The following is a 19,765-nucleotide window of genomic DNA, read 5'->3' as shown; positions in this document are numbered from 1 at the left end:
TGTCTTCTTTGCGTTCAATGTAAATAAGTTAAGAGAGGTTGTGATGTTCAAATTCTTTTATGTTAGCAAGGAGGAATATCAAACAATATTAACGTTAAAGATTCGAAACGCTGTTCTTTTCCCTGTTTGGGTATCTTGCTTTGTAATTGCGTCAAATTATATGAAAAGTTTTAATCCAGAATATCGCAACCAGAAGAGGCATCAAAGATTTTCAATGAAATGCCAATGCAATGAGAGTTCTTGTGTCGCTAAAGAAGCTCTTTTTGACAGTGTCGGGAGATATTTTTCCTTTTTTGGAAAAGAGAGTAAAAAAAGAGTTAACTTTATAGAACCTACAATTTTGAAAAGAAGTAGGAAAATCTAAAGCTGTTAAAGGTGTAATAATCTCAATTTGTAAAATGCATAGTGAGGTTTGTGAAGTGCATGTTCAAAGGATGAAATTTTAGTTCTTTACATTCGGTACACGCGACCTTTTCGCTCCATCAGTAACTATTCAATAAGTCAAAAAGGACTCGCGTACCTCTAATCTATTTAGCAAGTGCGAAACAAAAGGTGCATGGCACCTAAGCGGTGAGTGCGAAACAAAAGGTGCCTGGCACCTAAGCGGTGCTATGCTTTTTTCTTTGCGACTTTCTTTTTCGCAACTTTTTTCTTGGCCACTTTCTTCTTAGTTACCTTTTTTGCGGTTACTTTCTTGGCGGTTTTTTTAGCAACTTTCTTCGCAGTTTTCTTCGCAGTTTTCTTGGCAACTTTCTTCGCAGTTTTCTTTGCTGTTTTCTTAGCAACTTTCTTTGCCGTTTTCTTCGTCACCTTTTTAGCTGTCTTTGAAGTTTTTGAAGTTTTTGAAGTCTTTGAAGTCTTTGCAGAGGTTTTGGCTCCCGCTTTCTTGCTATCTTTTTTTACCGTCTTCTTAACAGCACCCTTGGCAGGAGCCTTCATTTCTACGGTAGGTTTTTCTTTTTTCACGCTTTTTTTCAAATCCTTTTTGACTACTTTTTTAAGGACTTTTTGTGGTTTGGCCGGTTCTTCATGTTTAACAACTCTTAGTTGAGGAGACTCTTCAGCGTAATCAGCATAGATATCTTTAAGCTTTTCAAAGAATTCCCATGAATTGTCATCTGGTGTGTTTTGGAACTCTTGATTGAGCTCCTTCCAAAGCTTCTCATCTTTTGCCTTGATTCTCATCAGTAAGTAGAAGCATTGCGATTTGTAACTTCCCTTATTGAAGTTAAATTTATCCTTAGATTTCTTCTTATTTGAATCTTGATTACCTGAAAAATTGAATTTCTGTGGATTTTTGAATTTTGGAAAACTCACTCTTCGCTCCTTCGTGATATTTCTATCATTTGACTTGGTATCAACTCCTTATCGGACTAATTAGGTTTAATATTTAAAATAAATATATTTACAGAGTGTAATCAATAACTTGGGAGGGTTTAGTATCTGTGTAAAGATTAGTAAAAAGCCTTGGCGCCCTTATCATCTGGGGTAAATTATGTTAGAAATATCTGAAATTAGATAAATTTAAGGAAGTCATATGATTAGTACAAGTGATGTAGGTCTAAGCTTTGGTGGTAAGAAGCTTTTTGAAGATGTTAATGTAAAATTCACGCCAGGTAATTGCTACGGTCTGATTGGGGCCAATGGTGCCGGAAAATCGACATTTATGAAGATTCTCTCTGGTGAGATTGAGCCACAGAATGGGACGGTTAATATCACACCTGGTCACAGACTATCTGTTCTAAAGCAGGATCACTTTGCTTATGACGAATATACCGTTATGGAAACGGTTATGATGGGTAATGACAAGCTTTATAAGATCATGAAAGAAAAAGATGCGATCTATATGAAGGACCCATTCACTGATGAAGATGGAATTAGAGCATCTGAGCTTGAAGCTGAATTCGCTGATATGAATGGTTGGGAAGCTGAATCAGAAGTAGGGGTTATCTTAGATGGTCTTGCTATTGGAACGGAACTTCACCAAACACTTCTAAAAGATCTTCAATCAGATATTAAGGTTAAGGTACTACTTGCTCAGGCCCTCTTTGGGAACCCAGATATTCTTCTTCTGGATGAGCCTACCAACCACCTTGATATTAAGGCCATTAGATGGCTTGAAAACTTTCTACTAAACTTTAAGAACACTGTGATTGTTGTATCCCACGACAGACACTTTCTTAACAAAGTATGTACAAATATTGCAGATATCGACTTTGGTAAAATCACTGCTTATGCTGGAAACTATGAATTTTGGAAGAAGTCTTCTGAGCTTGCTCAAAAGCTTAGGGCCTCTGAAAATAAGAAAATGGAAGAGAAGGCCGCTGAGCTTAAGTCATTTATTCAAAGATTCTCTGCCAACGCTTCGAAGTCATCACAGGCCACTGCTCGTCAAAAGCAGCTGGATAAACTAAATATTGAAGATCTACCAAAATCGACAAGAAAGTATCCTTATGTAGAATTTAAATCTAATCGTGAGATTGGAAAAGAGGTACTTAGAGTTGATGGACTTACAAAAACAATTGATGGAGTTAAGGTCCTTGATAATGTGAGCTTCATGGTTAATAAGGATGACAAGATTGCCTTCCTATCGGATAACGATCTTGCCGTTACAACTTTCTTTAATATCATCTCTGGTGAAGAAGAAGCGGATTCAGGGACTTTTGAATGGGGTGTGACAACTTCTCATTCATATTTTCCAAGTGATAATACAAAGTATTTTGAGTCGGGAGATAAGAACCTTGTTGACTGGCTAAGAGATTTCTCTCCAAATGAAAAAGAAGAAACATTTATTAGAGGGTTCTTAGGGAAAATGCTCTTTTCTGGTGAAGAGGCCCTAAAGAAGACAAATGTTCTTTCTGGGGGAGAGAAGGTGAGATGTATGCTCTCTAAGTTAATGCTTTCTGGAGCGAACGTCATCATCTTAGATGGACCAACTAACCACTTAGATCTAGAAAGTATCTCATCTGTTAACGATGGTATGACTCGTTTTAAAGGTAATATTCTCTTTAGCTCACACGACCACGAGCTACTTCAAACTGTTGCGAATAGAATCATAGTTCTTGATGGTGGCGTTAGCTATGACAAGATGACAACATATGATGAGTACCTAGAAAGTCAGCAGTAGACTCCACAAAATCGGATTATATTTCACAAAATATGTGTAAAGGCTCCATTTAATGGGGCTTTTCTTATATAAAAATTACTCGCTGCTAGATGTGTACACAGGCCCGTGTTAGATTTCGCCCCATACAAATTGGGGGATTTCATGTTGAATTCTATTAAAGCTGGGCTAGTTCTATCGGCCCTATTACTAAGTACAAATATCCAAGCGGCGTTTCAAACATTAGGTGTGGGGTCTAATGAGGTCTTGAATGTTCGCGTTAATGATGTTGCCAAGTGGACAAATAATAAGATTGATCCAAATCTTTCAAAGTTCTTAAATTGGTATTCTGATAATGAAGAGGATCTCTTTCCTGAGCTTGAAGTTGAGAATGTTTACAATCTCTTCTTCACTGATTACCCACAAAGAGATGGAGATCAGTTCAAATATAAGTTAGCTGCCTTTGTAAGAACTAAGGGAAGCTTCGAAGCTCTACAATTTGTTAAGCTTAATGTTAAGGGTGAGCTTAAGTGGGATGGAAAGAAGGTTGAAGGTTATGTTCAATCTGCTATCACTGAACAAATTGGACTTTCTAAAACAAATTTTGAAGTTGAGGTTGCTCTTTCTTCTAGAAAAGCCATTGTTAAAGATAGCTCAAACGGAATCAAGATGATTTTCCCACTAGGTGTTGGAGCATTTGATGAGGGCGTACTTAATGATGGTGTCTCAATCCTAACGCCAAGATTTAAGCAAGGTTACTTAGATAAGAATTACGCAATCTATGAGCGTAAGAAACCTCGTTACTTTATGGGGAAACCTTTTATTAGAATTCATGCTTCTGATGATGCGAAGAATGGTTTTACAAGTATTGGATTCCATACTCAGCCAAACGGTGGTGACTTTATCCGTGCTTTTGATTCTCATGGTTGTATGAGAATGCAAAACCCTGACTTATACGCTCTTTACTGGATTGTCTCTCAGGGACCAAGAAGAAGAACACCAATTGTTGTGAACTTCCACTCAGCAGATAAGACTGAGCACCCATTCCCTAAGAAGAATAAGCCATATAAGAGAGTTCTTAATACTGGTTCAGCTTCTTCTCCTGATTGGAAACTAGATAGAGATGATCTTGTACAAACGGTTTATAACTGGAATGATACGGCACCAGTTTCTCACCTGGTTGATCGTTCAGACGATGACTGGGGAGTTGTTTTTGATTATAAAATGGCCTGGAGAATTGCTGAGAAAAATAAAGCAAAAGAGCAGAAGTGTATTGATGCTAATCAGGTTGATGAATCAAAGTTCAAGGTAAATAGAAATGAGTTCTTCACTTGGGGAATGTCTGAAAAAGAAGAAAAGAAAGCTCAAAGAAAATATGAGAAGGCCTTAAGAAAAGCGGAAAGAGAGCTTGATAGGCTTATAAAGATGCTGAAAAAGATCTTAAGAAATGTTTAAAAGAAGCCTTTCCAAGAAGATCATTTAAGGATCGTGTCTACAGATGGTGGGTACACGGAAAGCAGAATCAATAAGAAATTATCTTTGATATGAGGCCCTGGAAACAGGGCCTTTTTTATTTGAATAATAGGATAGCATCCTGACAAGTGAGATTCGTCGCTGGATCTAATCTCTCTCGTTTAATCCACGCCTTGGCATAATCACTGACAAGATCTGATTGTAAGAGCTCCCTATAAACTGAAATGGGAGTCTCTCTTTCACTCTGTGTGATAATCTTTTGGATTTTCATTGTCAGGGCCCAGTCTGCTCGGATTCCCTTTGTTGAGCGCATATTGAGAAGGGTCACAAGCTCTTGTGGCCTTTGAATCTTTTGCGTGATTGACTCGGCCAGCTTTATGTAGTCTTTATTGTCTGAGATAAGATAAAAGGGTGTCTGCTCCAAAATCTGATTGAGATCGATCTGTTCAATCTCGACTAAAGATTGAAGAATTCCATCAATATAATTTTGGGAGAATTGAAAGTCTGGTGCTTTGAGATATTCTTTTAACTCGGCCACTGATCTTATATTCTTGGCCTGAGAGACTCTTAACTCAAGTTGAGCCTTCTCATTTTCTAATATCATTTCTCTTTGACGATCAATGGCCTCTTCTATTTCTTTTATTATGTTCTCTGTTTGCTCATCAGCTTTGAATTCAGGAATGACTCCATTATCATCTCTTCCACCTTTTTCATAGAAGACACTTTGCCATGTATTTTCAAAATGAGTCTTTCTCAAAACTCTTTGGTCTGTGGTGTCTTTGAATAACTCATGGGAAAGAGTCCAATCGACGAGAAGCCAGCTCTCTTGTTTTGGAGAGTATACGAGTTGTTTAAGATGAAAATCTTTTACATCTTTAAAAGGAGCGAGGGTCTTCATGAAGTCGACAAGCTTTTCTCTCGCTTTGATATAATGTTGTGAACCTGATTTATCTAGGATCTTGTTTTTATAGAAGAAGAACTCTTTAAGATCAAAGCTATCTTCTAATTCTAGTTTTTCTACGAGAAGGTAATTTTGACTTTCAAATTCATAGATCTTAGGAACTCTAATTCTTTGTGTTTCCAAGGCCCGATGTCCTAGGTAGAAGGCATCAATATAGTCCTCATAACGAGAGAATGTATTAAAGTTTCCACTTGATAGGGGAATCCTTAAGGCAAACTCACCTTGCTCATTCTCGACGAGAAAGACTCGTGTGGTATTACCTTTTCCTAGGCTTTTTATAATGCGGTAATCTCTTTGACCAAGAGTGATTTTATCTTGGGGGCCTATTTCCAGATTTTGCTGCTGCAACTCTTCAATACTAAGTTGCTTTGACCAGCTATTGGTACAAAGAACGATATGGAGAAATATGATGTAGAGCGCTGTCTTAATAGAATGCATCGATACTTAGAGAAGCACAATTGGTGCCAAGTTTATCTCCTAAAGAGATGATTAATGAAGCCGTTTCATGTTCAGAATTTTTGAAAGTGTCTAAGAACTAGACAGTCTAGTCAAATTGCAGGCCCAGGGAGAGCATGGCCGCTGTGATATTTGTAGATTGTGCGACACCATCGCTAAAGCTTTCTTCCGCGCGAATTGATTCTACGGCAAATTCTAGTAGAACACTTGTACTATCGTTCATAGGAAAATCAAGTCCGACGGCCACCGAAGGTACGAGTGAGGCATTTCCTGATTGTACGGAATCATTGAGCTGCGATTGTGATTTTCCATATCCTAAGGTGACGCTAGCATATGGAGTTGTGTTTATTCCCCAAAGAGTTGCAAATCTCATTTGTAGCCCTAGAGTTGCCATATATCTTTGAGTTTCAATTTCTAAACTTGGATTAGACAGAGTGAGAAGTTCCGTGTCATATCGAAAACCGAATTCCCACTTAAAACTTTCTGATAAGGGTCTAGTCAGTTTGAACTTGAAGTTATTTCCACTTCTTTCCCCATCATTATTTTCCGAACCAGTCGTTGATTCATTGAGTGCTTGTGTTTTACTCACAAGGATTTGGTAGGCCGTCTCGGAAGCGACGCTGTATTTTTTTCGAAGTTGCTTTTGTTCAATAGCAAGAATCTGATTATATCTCTCGTCAGTCATGAGTTTTGGAATCTCTGTCCATACTCTTTCGACTGAGTAACTCACTGTGACGATTTCTCCTACTTTAAATGGAACCTTACTCTCTTTATCTTCTATGACCCACTGGGAGAAGTCGCGGTTGGAATTTACGACTCGAGCAACAAAGGAAATATTCTTAGAAGAGAAGAGTGATTTTTGACCAGTGTAGACACGGTCTTTATGACCTTTTCTAATGATAAAAGAGTTTCCAGTTGTTGAAACTTTCTGAATGACAACTAAATGGTGATTTTCTTTGATTTCGTTTTCAATATCTTCTTGCGAGATAGCAAAGGATTGATTGGCCAAAAATAGCATGAAAATAGAAATAAGTGTCGTCTTTATCATTACTTACTATTTTATTTGGTTTTTTCTAAATCTAAAGATGGGCATTTTTCTCTGATTCCCGTGCGGATATGTCGGATAATGAAATAGTCGGCCTTTAAACTTTTTTTTCAAAGTGTCGAAATGATTAAGGGATAAATATGAGAAAAATGGGTAATGTTGTGAAAATTTTAATTGGAATATTTCTAATACTGGGTATGAGTTCTTGTGTTCAGAAGATCAAAGAGAAGACAGGCTCTAATAATGCCTTAACTTCGACTAATAAAATTGTGGAACCTTCCATTACAAAAATATATATGTCTGGTTCCGATAAAATTATTGTTGAAGGTGAAAATCTCTCTGGGACACAAACAGTAACTGTTTCACAGGGATCTTCAACTTATGATCTCACGATTTCGTCAAAAACAAATTCTCTCTTGGCCCTAACTGTCGCTCCTAGTGTGCGCTTCTTTACTGATGTGGCCTATACATTCTTTGTTTCCAATGCTTATGCTCAGGCAACTTTTCCTGTGACATTTGTGATTGATGACGCAGAAATTACGAGTGCAAAGATTGCTGATGGTGCTATTACGGCCGCAAAAATTGATTCTATGGGTGCAAACTCAGGACAGGCCCTCATTTATAATGGATCATCTTGGACACCAGGAAACTTAGGTGGGCTCAATTTCATGGGAAGTTATACCCCGGCAGCTGGAACACCTCCATCCGGAACACCAAATAATGGAGAGTTTTGGATTGTTGACTCAACAGTTGTCTCTGTCGATATTGATGGAGCGGGTGCTACTGGAACTGCAACCTATGTTTCTGGAGATTGGGTTGTTTATGACTCAAATACAGCATCTTGGCTAAAGATAGATAATAATAGTACAGGGAACTTTTGGACAAAGAGTTCTTCAGACATCAATTATACTTCAGGGGATGTCTCAATCGGGACAACTTTAACTCCAACACTATTTAATCTCTATGATACAAACCTTCTCGCTGTCAGCGGTGATGGAACGGCCTTACAAATTGATGGGGATGTTCTAACAGGGACTCAGTGGGCAAGAGGGATTAGTTTTGGTCTTGAATCAACAAGACATGTCAGAGTTGGTGCAGAGGGAACAACTGATGGAACAACTTCATCTTTAAACAGCTTCTATATCAATACGAACTCTGCTGATCCAACACCTTGGACAACGGCTCAGTTTGTTATTACTAATGCAGGATATGTCGGAATTAATAATCAAAGTCCAACGACAGAATTGGATGTGACGGGAACAATTACCGCCTCAAACTTTATTGGTGATGGTTCAGGAATTACTAACGTCGTTTCTACTGGTTCCGTTACCAATGCTTCAAATAGTGTCCTTACAGCTGATAACGATGGTGATGGAAGTGGGGAGATCCAATTTCAGATCAATGGTGTTACTCAAGGAATCATTGATAACGCCGGTAATATGGGAGTTGGGACTACTACGACACGTTCTGAACTGGACATCAGAAGTACAGCTCAGACTGAAACAAGTATTATCAGTTATCAAGATAATGATGCTGTGTTAACACTTGGATCAAATAGTGGCCTAAATCCTGGTGCTGAAGTGACAACTCTCACTGGGACAACTCTTGGGACAGTTGGCTTTGCTGGTTATGATGGAACAAATTTTAGTTCTACTTCAAGTATCTCATCTGCTTCAACAGAGGCCTGGGGTGCTGCTGCGAAGGGTTCAAACCTTATTTTTTCTACCACGACGAATGGTGCAACAACCGCGACTGAGAGAATGAGAATTTCTCACAGTGGTAATGTTGGGATTGCAAATGCAGCTCCTGCTGAGGCCTTAGATGTCACGGGGAATATCCAGTCTTCTGGAAATATCATTGTCGGTGGTAATGCAACTGTGACAGGAACTATTACTTCCACAGGTACAATCTCGGGGCCAATGAGCCCGACAGGTGGGCTTAGTGTGTCCACTTCATCAGGGACATATACCGCTTCAAATTATGTGACGAATCTCTCTTTGGGAGTTGATGAAACAAGTGCTTTTCTACAATTTCCTTTGCAAACAAGTACAGGAGGAGGGCCAACTGCTGATACTGTTTTTGGAATTGGTGTTTCTCAAACTGATGGGGCCCTAAGAATTGTAAGAAGTAGCGCAAAGACTGGTGCCACAGCTGATAACTCGGATCTTGTGATCGATGAAGGTGGTGATGTGACAGTCGCAAATAACCTTACCGTGACTGGAAACTTAAACTTTGGAACTGCAACTGGGACTTTTTCAGGTGCTGTTTCGGGAACTACGGGAACATTCTCATCTAATTTAAGTACAAGTGCTGCCGCTACTGTAGGAGCGGATCTCACAGTGGATACCAATACTCTTCACGTTGACTCGACAAATAATCGTGTTGGGGTGCTAAATTTAACACCGGCATATACTCTTGATGTGACTGGAGATGTTCATGCTTCAGGATCAGTCTATGCAAACTCAACTTGTGAGTTAGGAGTCTGTACTTCAGATAGACGTTATAAGAAAAATATTGAAGAGATTGAAGAAGTTTCAGATAGATTTGCAAATATTCGCACTGTTGAGTACGAGTGGAGAACTGATGAGTATCCAAATAAATCATTTCATCATAAGAAAGAAGTTGGGGTTATTGCCCAAGAAGTTAGAGAGCAGTTTCCAGAGCTAGTGCATGAAGATGATGATGGTTATTTGAAAGTTGATAAATCAAAGCTTCAGGCCTATGCAATGAAGGCCCTTAAGGAACAGATTAAACGCAATGATCGCCTTGAGAGGGAGAACGAGCAAATGAAGGAATTTCTTTGTTCAAAATACGCAGATGCTCCTTTTTGTCAGTAAATTGCCATAGAATTTAGTCGAATTTTTAAAAGGATAGCTTGTTCTTATTCTGAGGAAGGCAAGCTATCTAACTGTAATTATGAGGGTTTGTCCTTAATTATTCCCTAGAATCAGTGAAATTTGAAAAAATAACCATAACTCTTAAGTTAAAAGCTTAGGTGGCGATAAGTAGTTGAGGTTAGGAGTATTTTTTTAATGGGTAAGTTGTTAGGGTTTATTACATTCTTTTTGATTCTAGCGTCTTGTACACCACAAGAGGCGAAGAAGAACGCTCAGTGTGCTTCACAGGAAATCTTTGATGAAGTGAGCCGTACTTGTGTTGCTGACTCTTCACCAAGACTTCCGATAGCTTCAACGACTAAAATTACAATCACGGAAAATGACCCTGAGACCACATTCTCAATTAATTATACGGATGGGGATGGTGATGCCGCCCAATCTTGTACCATTACAAGTTCGCAAACAGGGCTGCGTGGAATGTATGAGTCCCAAGGGATCTTATACAAGGTGGATACGTCACTTCTGACAGGGCCACTATTTACTTTAACATTACAAAATGATGTTTCTATTACTCCTGGTTTTGAGGTTGCCTCGTTATCAGGATTTGATATTACGGTGAGAATGAGAGATGGGATCTCAACTTCTCAAAATGTAGCCGCTGCAATTAACTCAGCTCTTGCCGGAACTGTTTCGGCGACGGTAACTCAGAACTTTGTTTTTCAAAATGTCGAATCGGCAAGTCAGTTTCAAGCGGGGACATGTACATGTTTAAATGGTGCTTGTTCTATGACTGTTGAGCCTGTGACTAATTTTGATGGGACAACCAGAATCAATTATTTTTTAAGTGATAATGATGGAAATGGTGATACTAAAACTCTTGAAGTTGTGGTTGCTAATCTTGATGCAGCTCCAACTGTTTCAGGTGTCACTGGTGTAGGTCTGACAGAAGATACATCGAGTTTAATTACTCTTGCTTATTCTGATGTCGATGGAGACCTGGCCACTTCTTGTAGTATTTCTAATCTTGATACTAATCTTGCTTTAACTAGTGCATGTTCTTGTTCTTCAGGAGTATGTCGAGTTGGTGTTCAAGGTCTGACAAATTATAATAACGCTTCGACTTTTACTTTCTTTGATTACACTGTAACAGCTAATGGACAAACTTCTTCAACAGCTTCAGTGACAGGAACTGTCGCAGCAGTAAATGATATTCCTTCAACGGTAGATTTCAATGTAGTGGCAACAGAAGAGGGAACAAATGATGCTTCCTACACTGTCGCTGTAACACTTCCAACAATCACGGATATTGAGACAGCGAGTTCTTCGATTCGCTATAGAATTCAGGGAGCGACACCTGTTGATGGGACAAACTTTATTTCAATTGCTGGTTGTCTCGATACGACAACGAGTACCGCCTGTACTTTTACATTTGAAGGAGAGTGGAATCCATCTCCATTTACTTTCTATTATCAAGTTTCTGATGATGGCGGGGCCACGTGGTATCCTAGTTCAGGTTTAGGCGGGGCGATTACAGTTATTATTACTTCAGTTAATGATGTACCTGAGCTTTCTGCAGGGACATATGCAGAGTCTGGAAATGAAAGTAATACTTGGTCTCCAAGTGCTATTACTTTTTCAGGTTCTCTTCCAAGCGGGACAGATAATGACTCTTCTCTAACTTATTTTCTTTCAGATGCTAGTGGAAATGTTATTACAGATGGGACTGGAACTAATGGAGTTCTATCGGGTTGTTTAAATCTCAATGGTCCTAACTCGACATCTGGTTGTGTTTATACGCCAACAAATGGAAACTTCACTGGGCTTGCAGATACTTATTATTACGTGGCCTATGATGGGGCCAATTATTCAAATGCTAAGGCCTTTACTATTACAGTAAATCCTGTTTCTGATGTACCTATTCTTTGTAAGTACACACGCTATGATTTAGATGATGGGAAGACTGAATGTGGTGTTAAGGGATGTGTTGGTGATGGGGAACCTCTATTTAGTCCAACATCTCACTCTACGGCCGAGCCAGTTGTTTACTATGATGAAACGAATGGTAATTGTTACCAGAGTGTCAGCACTAGTGGTTGGACAAATGTGGCCTCTTCACTTGGATCTTTTACTATTGGAGAGAAGGAAACACTTCTTATCAATAATATTATTCCTAATGAAGGTGGAGATAGTACAGAAGATGCTGAAACATTCTATGTGGATACGACAAGTATCAGTATTACAAATACAATTCTCGTAAACAGAGATAAAATGACTTTCACTTATACTAATGCAAGTGGAACGACTGATAGTTTTGATGGAACTGCACCAGGGGCCATCAATTCATTCACCTCAGAGTCAGGGGCCATGGATGATGGTATTCTCTCTCTTTAATTGTTCCAACAGCTGGACAGGTAGGAACTTCTGATATTAGTTTTAATATTTGTGACGATGCCACTTGTTCTGGAAATGTGACGGCCGTGAGCTTTAGTATTGAAGTTAAGGCCCAAAGTATCATTCACAATGGATGGGCAAAAATCAAGTCGGTTGGAATAAAGACAAATAAATTTTCTCAGGCCCTTGAGACGAATAATGCCTGTTCTTATTCACTAGATATGTGTGATGGAGGATCGGTTTGTAAGTCTTCTGCTACTGGAACTCCAACGGCCTCGGCCGATCATGCAGGTGCTATCTATAGAATGGGTGATGGAAGTTGTTTCTATGCAACGGCCAAGGGAAGTTCAAACTGGGTTTCTTTTGCACCATTTTGTAATATTTCAACCGTTAGTAAAAAAGATGCCAATACTGAAGTCAGTTGTACTTACTCAACGAATCTTTGTGATACTGGAAGTGCTTGTACTTCAGCAGTTGCAGGGACACCAACTGCAAGTGCGGACGCCGCCGGTGCTGTCTTTAGAGATGGAAACGGGGCCTGTTATATTGCCTCAGCTGCAGGAACAGGGAATTGGGTTCAACAGACTTATCTTTCTGATGAGACAAATACTTGTGACACAGATCTTGAGTATGCCAGTTGTATTGGAGATGATACACCGGCCGTTAAAGGTCTTGCTGCGGCCTCAAATGAAGGTGTCTTCTACTATAATTCAAAATCTACAGCTCTAGATAGTCAAAGATGCTGGTACTCTGATGGAGCAACTTGGAATACTTATAGCTCTACGACTCAAATTGATTTTACTTGGAATGCCTTCACAGTTTCTGGGACGGGATCAATTTCTGGATATAATATCTTCAGAAGAAAGGCCGGAGAGAGTTTTGATTATCAAAACCCAATTAATATAGATACAGTTGCAAGTACGGCAACAAGTTATTCTGATAATGGGACGAATTCAAGAGTGGCGCCTTCGCCAAATATTGTATACTTCTATGAAGTTAGGCCTGTTCTAACGTTGCCAGACTCTTCAACTTTAGAAGTCTCGACAAATGCGGCCATTAAGAATGTGAGAATTATGTCTCCACCAGATAATATGATCTTTGCTCACAGATGGATGGTTAATAAGACGATCTGTGATCTTATGGGAAGTTCTACTTACCAAGATTATAATTATATTTGTGCCTATATTGGACCAGAGGATACTGATTCTACGGCCGGTGATTATTCAACATTTAATGCTTCGACAGGTATTTCCACTGTCTATGATATTGGAGCAGACCTTCTCGTAAACCGTTTTGAGCAAGGTTGTCCTTATAGCTCTTCGGGATGTTCTACAACAGACGGATCTTGTATTGGAAATGTTGCACCTTCTGCAGCTGAGGGATCTAATGGTGATATCTACTATGACAGATCGAGTGCCACATGTAGTGTGAAAACAGCAGGTGTTTGGACGGCGATCTCTAATGAGGATTTAGCGATTTCTCAAGTGGCGCACTTACCACCACTTGTTAATATTTCGGCCGCCAATGCAACGAACTTCTGTACGGCACAGACAAAGCCTTCAACAATTGATGGGATTATCTCTGGGGGAACTTTAACAAATGGTTATGAGCTACCTTCTAGAAAAGACCAGGTTGTTTACTCTCAATGGGAAATTACATCATCGTTTAACGATGGAAATGCTCAAGATACAGAGTTAGGAACAAACTTAAACTCTAGTTCTAAGTGTAACACAGCTAGTGCCAATGGAATTGATTTTGGTTATACAGATAATGCTCTTCCTGATTCAACGACTTTCTATTCTCTACCGGGAACAGCTTCTTCTTCAATCAGATCGGTTTATACAGGATCTACGCAAACAGAAGATTGTTCTTCACTCTTTGGTGTTCAAGACTCAATTGGAAACGTAGCAGAGTGGACGTCGACAACAATCACATACGATGGTGCGAGTGGAAGTCCAGATTCATTTAGTAGCACAAACTTTAATACATCAAATGATGCTTCATCATATTTTTGGGCCAATAATTTTACTTTCGATAATATCACTGGTCCATGTTTTGATGATACAGATGTCGATACAAATTGTGATGATGGCTCAATGGCATCATGGCTTATTGAAGATACTGTGACGTATAATGCAGGGGATTTCCTTGTGACAATTGGAATGCCTGTTTCTTCTCAATTTAGATCAGTTCAAACTTCGGACTCATCTCTACCTTATGTTCTCGATATCGGATCAACAGGTGGGATTCCAAGTGATAAGCTTCACGACGATACTATTGAGACGAATATGACGACTTTCAATACTGATGGGGCCGGAACAGTTGGGCGTATCGCCACAGGTGGTGGTTACTCAACAGGTACTGGAAGTGGAACTTATTCAATGGAGTTCTTAAATCAGTCAACTGTCACACGTGATGATGTTGGTCTGAGATGTCTTATCCGAGTTCCATACTCTGACTATGTCGAATAATAACTAAAACTTAATATTAAGCTAATGACTCCAAGTCACTTTGGTGATAGCATGATTTTGTTTAAATCAATGGGGGAGTCATGTTTTTTAAAAAAGTTACAAAGAATATTGAAACACCAAGAGGAAAAGTCATTCCATTTCTCAATCAAAAAGGGGGAGTTGGAAAGACGACAATGTGTTTTAATTCGGCCCATGCCCTGGCCCAAAAAGGCAAGCGTGTTCTTTGTATCGATATGGACCCACAGGCCAACCTCAGTCTTCTTTTTGGAGTTGATACCTCAGAAACAGATCAGTACTCAATTCATCAATTACTTGTGAACTCTGTAAGAGAGCTTAAGTCTCTTCACTCTGTGTGCCTAGTGGATGATGTTATTGTAGAGGGGGAGGTTGATATCATTCCTGCAGGGCAGGAGCTTTCAGGTTTTGAATTGACCATGGCCGCAATCTCGTCTCCAAGGCAGCTCATTCTCAAAAAGTTTTTAGAAAAGAATGATCTTCTTAATCGCTACGATTATATTCTTCTTGATTGCCCGCCGACTCTTGGGCTCCTCGTTGTCAATGCTATTTGTGCAGGTCATGGGGTTATTGTTCCATTTAGACCTGATGACTTTTCGAAGAAGGGTTTAAATCACTTCTACGATATGCTCGAAGATGTTCAAGACATGGGAATCGTCGATGTGCCAGAGATCCTTGCCCACGTGCCCAATCTTGTCGACAACCGCCGTAAGGTCGAAGAGCAAGACCTTCATGAGATTAAGGAGATGATAGGTGAGAGACTCGGTGAAGATCGTGTTGTGAATCCGTTCTATAATCGTGCTCAGCTTGTGAAGTCACAAGCCTCTAAAAAGTCGGTATTTGATTACTCTTCTAAGGAATATTCTCATTTACATCAACAATTTCATGAAATTGCCGATATAATAGAAACATGGAATGCAAATTAACGGAGTTTTTATATGGGTGCTAAGGCCAAGAAAAATCCACTATACGTGGTCACAAATGATGGTAAGGATGTTGAGCAAGCTGAAGGCTTCTTTGATGCCATCATTAAGAAGTTTGGACTAGAGCCTTTCATACAAGTCTTCAATTCGATTCTTAGCCTTCTTTCAGACCAGGTTGGAAATTATGGTTTCTTTCTTTTTCTGCAAGAGTTTGTCGATCAAGTTGTCGAGAATCTTGAAGAGCTTAAGGGGAGAATTGGAAGTATCGTTCCAATTTTTTCTTAGATCATGTTAAGGCCATTATACATTATTTTCGTATTACTCTTTAGTAGCGCTTGTTTTGCTAAGGCCTTTAATATTCATTTCTATCAAGAAGAAAAAGTTCCTCTGGTTATCAACGGGAAAAATGGTAAGACCTCGGGGATCTATTATGATGCTCTTACAAAAATCCTTGATGAGGCCCAGATTAATTATCAAATAAAAAAAGCTCCGGCCTTAAGAAGGCGTCGTGCCTTTTGGAGTGGGGAAACTTATATCAGTTGTTGTTCAAATCCCTCTTGGCGTTCAAAGGCACAAGAACAAGATGTCCAATTCTTTTCACTTCCTTTTATGCAGCTTCAAGACGTCATTATTTATCCAAAATCAATGCGTCCGAATATGGCCAGACTTCATAGTTATAAGTTTGCACTAGTTAGGGGCTATACTTATAAAGACGAGAAGAGCTTTAAGAAGGTCACTCGCCTGGTCAATGAAAGGGCCATTTTGGAGTTTATCAACTCTAAGCGTGCCAATCTGGGGATCGTGAATAAGACCATAGCCCAATACTATATTAATAAACTAAATTTAGATCTCGAAATTGGACCCATCTACACCACAGACGATATTCACATAAGGGTTCATAAAAATAGAAAGGCACTCTTAAAACCTATTAATAGGTCTATTAAGAAGTTAAAAGAAGAAGGCTTCTTTAACGATCTCAAGAAGTCCTATGTCACAAAGTTCAATAAGGACGCTCAAGTTGATAAAACTTGGGATTTTCTCGCTCTAACTGGTCAAAATTAATACTGTTGCCCATTGTCAACTTTTCAAACTCCGATGGCCATGATATTAAATGACGCACTTAGGAGATAACTATGGAAATTAATCATCGTATTGATGAACTCAAGTCTGAGTTCTCTCAATTCTCAGATTGGGAAGATAAATATAAGCATATCATTTCACTTGGTAAGGCCCTAGTAGAAATGCCTGAAGAGCTTAAAACAGAAGAAAATAAAGTTAAGGGATGTCAGTCTCAAGTATGGCTACATGCTGATCTTAAAGACGGGAAAATTATTTTCCAAGCTGATTCAGATGCGGCGATCGTTAAAGGTATCGTCTCTGTTCTAGTTCGTGTTTACTCTAATGCAACTCCAGAGGAAGTTCTTGCAACGAAACCAGAGTTCTTAGATGAGATCGGTTTAAGGCAGCACCTTTCGATGTCTAGAGCAAATGGACTCTCTAGTATGGTTAAGCAAATTTCAATGTATGCACTTGCATTTCAAACAAAAATAAAAATGGGGTTAGCTTAATGAATTTAAATTTAAGTCGTCCTAGAAGAAATAGAAAGTCACATGCTATTCGCTCACTAATGCGTGAGACGACATTAACGAGTGATGATCTTATTGCTCCACTTTTTATTATTGATGGAAAGGATAAGATTGATCCTATTGAGTCGATGCCTGGATATGCCAGACTAAGCCGCGATCTCATTGTCAAAGAGGCGCAAGAGCTTTGGTCAATGGGAATTAAATGTGTCTCTCTCTTTCCGGCCTTGGATGATTCTTTCAAAGATAAATTTGCCACAGAGTCTAAGAACCCTGATGGACTTCTTCAAAGAACAATTAAAGATATTAAGAATGCGCTTCCTGAAATGCTCATCATGACTGATGTTGCAATGGACCCTTACTCTAGTGATGGTCACGATGGATTAGTTGATGATAAAACAGGTGAGATTCTCAATGATGAAACACTTGATATTCTTGCGGCTATGGCAATCGCTCAAGCTGAAGCGGGAAGTGATATTGTTGGTCCAAGTGATATGATGGATGGGAGAGTTGGAAGAATTCGTCTCGCACTTGATGAATCATCTTTTACAAATACTCTTATCATGTCTTATACGGCCAAGTATGCTTCTAGCTTCTATGGTCCTTTTAGAGATGCTCTTGATTCTGCACCTAAGGCCGGTGATAAGAAAACTTATCAGATGGACTTTTCAAATAGGGCCGAGGCCATCCGTGAGATTCGTCTTGATGAGAGTGAGGGCGCAGATATTCTTATGGTGAAACCTGGAATCTCATATCTCGATGTTATTAAGGATATGAAGGACAATACTCATCTTCCTGTCGCGGCCTACAATGTTTCAGGTGAATATAGTATGGTAAAAGCTGCGGCCGAAAGAGGGTGGCTTGATGGTGAAAAAGTTGCACTTGAAATGCTGACTTCTTTCAAAAGGGCAGGAGCAGATATGATCCTTACTTACTTCTCAAAAGAAGTGGCCCGACTTTTTTAATGAAATGAATTACTGAGGTTTTTGGCGGGCCTTCTGCCCGTCATTAACTTTAACAGGAATATAGGCCTTGGCCCTACGATTTTCCTTTTCCTTGAGGATTGCCGCTCCAACAATAATTCCGATAGCAATAACTGAAATCCACATATTTACTCCAGTGGGTGAGAGACCTTATTTGCCTCCTCCCTCATATATTATACGGTAAATGTGAGAATATTGTTAATACTTACTTTGTTAATTCTTGGTAAAGTCTACTTAAGTTATTGATATTTTGTGTTAGTTTGGCCATGTCTAGGGCAGTTTTTTTGGTTTTGGACCTTTTTTTTGGTATTTAGCTAAATCGCTGTCTTTCAATTCCTCTCAAATTTGATATCCTATCTCTATACTTAGAATTTCAAGGGAGTCTGACAAGTGGACTTTTGTCAAATATTAGAGCCTAAGCAAAAGGCCCTAAGAATCAATTTAGATAATCAGATTTATGGAACAATTGCCGAAATCGGTGCAGGACAAGAAGTTGCACGTCACTTCTTTAGGGCCGGCGGTGCGGCCGGAACAATTGCAAAAACTATGTCGGCATACGATATGGTTATTTCAGATAAAATCTATGGTCGAGAAAAATCTGGTCGCTATGTGTGTCGTGAACGTGTTGAGAAAATGATTGATCACGAATACAACTTAGTTGTTGATCGACTAGAAGATTCTAGAAGTAATGAAACCAAGTTCTTTGCTTTCGCCGATACTGTGGCCGCGAAGAGTTATTCTGGCCTAGGTGATTGTCATGGTTGGCTTGGGGTGAAATTTCAGCATGAGGCCAAGGCCCAAGCAAGTGAGATCCTCTTACATGTGAGAATGTTAGATCAAGAAAATATTCAACAACAAGAAGCGGTTGGAATTCTTGGGGTAAATTTAATTTACGCTTGTTTTAATTATGCTAATGATCCCGTTAAGATTGTTTCAACTCTAATGGACAATCTGACAAATAGAAGAATTGAAATCGATATGATTCGTGTTAAGGGTGAAGCCTTTAAAGGGATTGATAGTCGTATTCTTTCATTAGAACTTGTTAAGAGAAAATATACTAATATGGTTCTCTTTGATGAGTTTGGGCAAGTGACGGCCGCTAAAGATTCTCTCTATAAGAAAAATCTTGTTGTTCTTAGAGGTAGCTTTAGACCACCAACTCACGTGAATATGGATATGCTTAAATGTGGGAAAGAGGCCATTTTAAATGAACTTGAAGGTGATGAGCAATCTCGTCTTGAAGTGCTTGCTGAAATTTCGATGTCAAAACTTCTAGAAAGAGGTGCTGTTGATAATCGAGACTTTCTTGCACGTGTTGAGCTTTTAACGAAATTAAAGCAAAAGGTTTTAATAACCAATTTTGATGGTTATTTTTCATTAAATATGGCACTACAACCAATTTGTAGAAAGAAGATTCTCTTTGTCTCTGGCGTGTATAACTTACAAGAGATTTTAGATATTGAAAAATNTCGTGAAAACAAAGTGAATTCTTGGGGCCCTTGGTGAACTCTTTGGTCATTCAAC

At 39.2% G+C, this 19,765-nt stretch carries 15 protein-coding genes; 11 read left to right on the top strand and 4 right to left on the bottom strand.

What is annotated here, in order from left to right; all coding sequences use genetic code 11:
- The coding region (locus M901_RS18030) for a hypothetical protein (protein WP_232422526.1) at positions 1–364 on the top strand (364 nt) is incomplete at its 5' end.
- A 245-nt stretch (positions 365–609) separates the two neighbouring features.
- Here the strand turns inward: M901_RS18030 and M901_RS09705 are convergent.
- Positions 610–1,317 (bottom strand): hypothetical protein, encoded by a 708-nt coding sequence (locus tag M901_RS09705; protein WP_021278017.1) that lies wholly within the window; start codon positions 1,315–1,317, stop codon positions 610–612.
- Positions 1,318–1,537: 220 nt separating this feature from the next.
- On the opposite strand from M901_RS09705, the gene M901_RS09700 reads away from it, so the two are divergent.
- Positions 1,538–3,127 (top strand): ABC-F family ATP-binding cassette domain-containing protein, encoded by a 1,590-nt coding sequence (locus M901_RS09700; RefSeq protein WP_021278010.1) that lies wholly within the window; start codon positions 1,538–1,540, stop codon positions 3,125–3,127.
- Between the two features lie 141 nt (positions 3,128–3,268).
- Complete coding sequence (locus M901_RS09695; RefSeq protein ID WP_021278020.1) at positions 3,269–4,558, top strand: L,D-transpeptidase; 1,290 nt, start codon at positions 3,269–3,271, stop codon at positions 4,556–4,558.
- Between the two features lie 115 nt (positions 4,559–4,673).
- Here the strand turns inward: M901_RS09695 and M901_RS09690 are convergent, their stop codons facing one another.
- Entirely contained in the window at positions 4,674–5,975 is a 1,302-nt protein-coding gene (locus M901_RS09690; RefSeq protein WP_021278015.1) for a hypothetical protein, read from the bottom strand.
- Positions 5,976–6,081: 106 nt separating this feature from the next.
- Complete coding sequence (locus M901_RS09685) at positions 6,082–7,041, bottom strand: hypothetical protein (protein WP_021278024.1); 960 nt, start codon at positions 7,039–7,041, stop codon at positions 6,082–6,084.
- A gap of 137 nt (positions 7,042–7,178) precedes the next feature.
- Here M901_RS09685 and M901_RS09680 point away from each other — a divergent pair, with 137 nt between their 5' ends.
- From M901_RS09680 to hemB, 8 genes are all read left to right on the top strand, one after another.
- Positions 7,179–9,875: a tail fiber domain-containing protein gene (locus M901_RS09680; protein ID WP_021278012.1), complete on the top strand. Its 2,697-nt coding sequence runs from the start codon at positions 7,179–7,181 to the stop codon at positions 9,873–9,875.
- A gap of 195 nt (positions 9,876–10,070) precedes the next feature.
- On the top strand, positions 10,071–12,266 hold the full coding sequence (locus tag M901_RS09675) for a hypothetical protein (protein WP_021278018.1): 2,196 nt from the start codon (positions 10,071–10,073) through the stop codon (positions 12,264–12,266).
- Between the two features lie 86 nt (positions 12,267–12,352).
- Complete coding sequence (locus M901_RS09670; protein ID WP_157679943.1) at positions 12,353–14,737, top strand: SUMF1/EgtB/PvdO family nonheme iron enzyme; 2,385 nt, start codon at positions 12,353–12,355, stop codon at positions 14,735–14,737.
- Between the two features lie 80 nt (positions 14,738–14,817).
- Positions 14,818–15,678 carry a ParA family protein gene (locus M901_RS16510; protein WP_021278016.1) on the top strand — a complete coding sequence of 287 codons (861 nt, stop codon included), beginning with the start codon at positions 14,818–14,820 and terminating at the stop codon, positions 15,676–15,678.
- A 12-nt stretch (positions 15,679–15,690) separates the two neighbouring features.
- On the top strand, positions 15,691–15,960 hold the full coding sequence (locus M901_RS09660; RefSeq protein WP_021278022.1) for a hypothetical protein: 270 nt from the start codon (positions 15,691–15,693) through the stop codon (positions 15,958–15,960).
- Positions 15,961–15,963: 3 nt separating this feature from the next.
- Positions 15,964–16,737, top strand: coding sequence for an ABC transporter substrate-binding protein (locus tag M901_RS09655; RefSeq protein WP_021278013.1), 774 nt, complete (start codon positions 15,964–15,966; stop codon positions 16,735–16,737).
- 71 nt (positions 16,738–16,808) lie between these two features.
- Entirely contained in the window at positions 16,809–17,243 is a 435-nt protein-coding gene (locus M901_RS09650) for a SufE family protein (RefSeq protein WP_021278014.1), read from the top strand.
- A complete protein-coding gene (hemB, locus tag M901_RS09645) occupies positions 17,243–18,223 on the top strand; it encodes a porphobilinogen synthase (protein ID WP_021278011.1) in 981 nt (326 codons plus the stop codon). The genes M901_RS09650 and hemB overlap by 1 nt, the downstream gene beginning before the upstream one ends.
- A gap of 9 nt (positions 18,224–18,232) precedes the next feature.
- Here hemB and M901_RS18220 read toward each other — a convergent pair whose 3' ends face one another.
- On the bottom strand, positions 18,233–18,367 hold the full coding sequence (locus M901_RS18220) for a hypothetical protein (protein ID WP_021278023.1): 135 nt from the start codon (positions 18,365–18,367) through the stop codon (positions 18,233–18,235).
- Positions 18,368–19,765: the final 1,398 nt, after the last annotated feature.

Source organism: Bacteriovorax sp. DB6_IX (assembly GCF_000447775.1).
Lineage (GTDB): Bacteria > Bdellovibrionota > Bacteriovoracia > Bacteriovoracales > Bacteriovoracaceae > Halobacteriovorax_A.
This window is presented reverse-complemented; position numbering and strand designations above follow the sequence as displayed.